The 4,633-nt window shown below is 71.1% G+C and carries 3 protein-coding genes; all 3 read right to left on the minus strand.

Annotated elements, in window-relative coordinates:
* On the minus strand, positions 1-1,054 hold a 1,054-nt coding region (locus J7E68_RS15025; RefSeq protein WP_215173916.1), incomplete at its 3' end, for a DUF5719 family protein.
* Positions 1,051-4,158 carry a glycosyltransferase gene (locus J7E68_RS15030; RefSeq protein ID WP_311417095.1) on the minus strand — a complete coding sequence of 1,036 codons (3,108 nt, stop codon included), beginning with the start codon at positions 4,156-4,158 and terminating at the stop codon, positions 1,051-1,053. The genes J7E68_RS15025 and J7E68_RS15030, both read right to left, overlap by 4 nt.
* 116 nt (positions 4,159-4,274) lie before the next feature.
* Positions 4,275-4,592: a WhiB family transcriptional regulator gene (locus tag J7E68_RS15035; RefSeq protein WP_215173927.1), complete on the minus strand. Its 318-nt coding sequence runs from the start codon at positions 4,590-4,592 to the stop codon at positions 4,275-4,277.
* Between the last annotated feature and the right edge of the window lie 41 nt (positions 4,593-4,633).

Genomic DNA, 4,633 nt, shown 5'->3' on the forward strand with positions numbered 1-4,633 from the left:
CGGGCAGTGGGGCGGCTCGGTCCTGCTGCCGCGCAGCGGCCAGTACGGGCGCATCCGCGTCGACCGGCAGCGAGTACGGTCCGGGCTCCAAGGCAGACAGCGAGACCTCGGTGGGCTCGTCTGCGGTGAGCGGAACGGTGAACTCGTCAGCGATCGTCGCCGAGCCGACCTCCGTGACCGTCACGACGGCCTGCGAGTCGGCCTCAGGAGACATCAGCCGAAGGACCGCCATCTCTGAGTTGTCTCCCGGGCTCTCGAAGACCTGGATCCCCGGCAGCACCGGATGCTGCTGAGCCGCAGGCACGGCGTCCTGCAGGTCGATGCCCGCGGGGTCGAGCGTGCGCGTGAGAGAGGACTGCAGCACGGCCCGCACCGGCGATCCGGTCGCCGTCATCTTGACGATCGGGAAGTCCGATCCCGCGGCGATCGAGGTGAGGGGAAGCGCGAGCTGTGATTCGGCCGGGACGATCAGGGTGCTCGATGCCCGCACCGATCCGTAGACGGTGAGCGTGACGGTCGACGGCACGACACCGGGGTTGGTGAGCACGATGAGGTCTTCGGTGCCCGTCTCGACCGTGCCGCCCACGAGCCACGATTCGGTGCCTGCCGGCCGACACGGGGCCGCGGCGAGGCCGAACAGGTCGGATTCTGCGATCGTGAAGGATTCCGTCGCGCCGAGCAGGGGGGCGGTGCGTCCTTCGACAGGGCCGACGAGGCGCTGTGCCGAGCCTCCCTCGGCGAGATCCTCAGCCACGAGAGGTGCCGAGTCCGGCATGCGGGAGGATCCGTCCACGGTCACCTGCGGCGAGGCCGCCGACACCATCTCGAGCGGGTTCGACGAATCGCGCCCGATCGCACGGAACTCGCCGTTGCAGACGAGAACGGTGTCACCGGGCAGAGGCGTCACCTCGGTCTGCGCGGGCTCATGAGCGATCGTCGGCCACGGCGCCGAGATGGCGAACACGACTCCCACGACGCATGCGGCGGCGACGACCGCGCCGGTGAGGACTCGCGCGCTGGTCGCGGCCACCCGGAATGCACGGGTGCGGGTCATCGGATGCCCTCCTCGGCGTCGTCATTCGGCTCATCGTCATCGCCAGGGCGGCGAGCAGTGCTCTGGCGATCGCGGTCAGGCGCGGCCGGGTCTGAGCCGGGGGCCGAGTCGGATTCACTGGAGTCGGTATCGGCCGAGTCGGTATCGACCATCTCGGCATCGGCCAGCCCGGCATCGGCGGAGTCGGCATCTGCCGTGTCGGTACCGGCGTCGGCGGACGGAGTCCCGCCTGCCGCCTTCTCCTCTTCCGAGGCGGACGCGGTCGGGGCGACCTCGGCCTCCTCGCGATCGTCGCGTGACTCCGCATGCCGCGGAAGCACGAGCGGCTCCTCAGGGGCACGCCCCACGATGCGGGACTTGGCGCGGGCCGCCCGTCTCGACGCCCGTGTGGGCACCGAGAGCAGCAGAGCGGCCAGCACCAGAACGAGCTGCAGCGTGATCACGAGGCGCGCCGTCGCGTGCTGCGTCGGCGACAGATCGGCGCGCGGCGAGGCATCCGCCTCGAGCCGGTAGAGCACTCCTCTGTCGGTCGAACCGGCCTGCACGAATCCGGCTCGCTGGTCGAGAGAGGTCACGGCGGCGGTGCGCAGCGTCCGCGCCCGATCGGACTCATCGCCCGACACGGTCGCGAGCAGCACATAGGCGATCCCCTGCCGGCCCAGCTCATCCGCCGCGTCGAAGTCGCGCGCCGACAGCAGGTCGACCGAGAGCGTCGTGAGGTCAGTGCCCTGCAGTCCGGTCGCCGTCGAGAGCATGGTCGCCTGAGCGCTCAGCGTCTCGCTGCCGCCCCACGCGACCAGCGTCGAGAGCCCGCCGTCGTTCTGCGGGGTGAGCACCAGCGTTCCGACGGGACGGTCATCGCCCGCCTGGGCGGCGACGTAGGCCGGAAGAGTCGATGCCGGACCGTCTCGGAGCTCCGACTCTCCCGTGTGGAATGCTGCGAGGGCCGGTACCGCGCACACCGCGACCGCGAGCCCGGCGACGGCGGCGCTCAAGACCCTCACTCGCGGCAGCGAGACAGCGGTGTCGAGCGTCACGAGAGCAGCGCCCGTCAGACCGATCCACATCAGACTCAGACCGCTGCCCGGCCAGATGGCTACGGGGAGTCCCTGCGCGAACGACACCGTGATCCCCACGGCGAGGAACGCGGTGGCGTATCCCGAGAGAGCGACGACGAGCAGTGTGATGCCCGCCCGCCACCGCGGTGCGACGGCCGACAGCAGTGCGAGCAACGCCAGCGGGGCCAGGAGAACACCCGCCCACGGGGCGAGTTCGGCTCCGACGAGCGTCGCCCATCCGGCGAGGTCGCCCGTCGGGAAGCCCGATGCCAGGGCGAGTCTGCCTGCGGCATCGGCGGACGCCTGCGGTCCTGCCCAGACGGCGCCGGGGTCGGCGAGCACGGCGATGAGCGTACCGTGACGCAGCTGCCACCATACGAGTGGCGCGAAGAGCACGATCGCGGGCACCGGAACCCACAGCAGCCGAACCGCGCCGCGGATGCGAGCGCCGGCGAGCGTGATGCCGAGTGCGATGACCCAGAGCAGCAGCAGGGCCGGGGCGAGCGACGGTGCGCTGGCGGTGACCGCTGCGAACAGCAATGACGCGGCGCCCGCCGCGCCCCACGACCGATGCGCCACCACTGCGGCGTGGAACAGCCAGGGCAGGAGCAGGTGCACGAGCACGCCCGCGGGCCGCCCGTCGACCAGGGCCGTGAGGAATGTCGGGGCGAGCGCCCAGACGACGCCGGCGAAGATGCGCAGACCCGAGCGATCGGTGACTCGGGTCGCGGCGAACCATCCGCCGAGGACGGCCAGCGGCAGCGCGAGGATCCAGAGCAGCACCAGGGAGAACGACGGGGCGCCCGGCCACAGCGAGCCGAGAACCGCGATCACTGCGGCGAACGGGTCTGCCGGACCGACGACATCTGCGCCGAGACCGCGCAGGCCCCAGGCGGCGTCGCTCCACAGGGCAGCCACCGTGGCCCGCAACGGCAGAAGCGCTCCGCCGCCCAGCACCGGCCATGCGAGAAGCGTGGTGAAGGTCGCCACGCTCACGACGAGCGCCGCGAGAACAGCCCACGCTCCGCCGCCAGAGAAGAACCGCAGCTCGCTGACCGCTCCGCCTTCGCTGCCGTGGCCGTCGTCGAGGCGTCGACGAAGGTCGGAGCGACTCACCCGCAACGGTGCGATGCTCGCCCAGCTCGACGAGCGGAACGCTCGGATACGTCCGCGAGAGCGAGCGATCGAGCCGACGCGCACGAGCACCGTCAGCGCGGCCGCCCACTCGGGGAAGACCGATTCGGGGCGCTTCGCGATGAGGTCGGTGATCGAGCGCCAGAGGGCGAGCGGCAGCAGGCTCAGCCAGTGCAGCGCGACGGCGACCGCCGGAGCGTATGCGAGTCGACGGTGAAGCTGCGCGACGCGTGTGGCGTATGCGCGCCGGCTGCGGCCGGACGGGAGCGCTGCGGGGCCGTCGGGCGATACCGACACGCGCGCCGACGGCACGAGGACGACGCGACCGCCGCCCAGACGAGCCCGCACTCCGAGATCGAGTCCCTCGTCAGCGCCTGCCAGCGCCGGGTCGGGGCGCAACGCGTCGCGCACCTCTCCGCGGATCAGGAGAACGCGGATGCCCGCACCGAGAGCGTCGTCACGACCGTCGGGCTGCCCCTGATCGAGCTCTCCGGCGGCCAGCTCGACCGAGCGTCCGAGACTCGTCATGCTCACACCCAGCGACACGATCTCGCGGTCGTTGTCGGTGTGGACGAGCTTCGGGGCGACGATCGCCGCAGACGGGGATCGTTCGAGGGTGCCGACGAGGCGCTCGAGCGCTCGCTGATGCGGAGCGGTGTCGCGTGCGAGCAACCAGACGGCGCTTCCCTCGGCGACCCGGGGCCTCGCGAGCTCGACGGCGTCGGCGAAGGACGTGCTCCCCCGCGCCTCGATGATCCCCTCGACCAGGCTGGCGACGGCGTCGCTCTCTCTGGCCGTGGTCGCATCGCCGCAGATCACCAGGGTGATCGCCGCAGCAGGTGTGGTCTGGGAGCGCAGTGCGTCCAGTGTGCGGAGCAGCTGCGCGCGGGCGGACGAACCGGGGCGCGCCACGATGATTGCATGAACTCGGGCTGGCATGACCTGGTCAGCCTAAGCGCGCGATGCGGGCCTGCCGGGCACCGGATGCGGCGTGGCCGCGAAGCGGTGAGGGCCGGAGAGCCGAGGAGTCAGCTGGCCTGGCGCTTGAGCTTGCGACGCTCGCGCTCGGAGAGACCGCCCCAGATGCCGAACCGCTCATCGTTGTTCAGCGCGTACTCCAGGCATTCGCCACGGACATCGCACGAGGTGCAGATGCGCTTGGCATCGCGAGTCGAGCCGCCCTTTTCGGGGAAGAAGGCCTCGGGGTCGGTCTGCGAGCACAGCGCATCGCTCTGCCAGGAGAGAGCGTTGTCGTCGTCTGCTTCGACTTTCCGAACTCCCGGAACGCCGAGATTGATCGGATCGACGAACCAGTTCTCCGGTACGTCTGAACGGTAACCCGTCATCTCGCTCTCCAACCCCTTGATTCCGCCCCCTCGGCGGGCCG

It is taken from the genome of Microbacterium sp. ISL-103 (genome assembly GCF_018613995.1).
Lineage (GTDB): Bacteria > Actinomycetota > Actinomycetes > Actinomycetales > Microbacteriaceae > Microbacterium.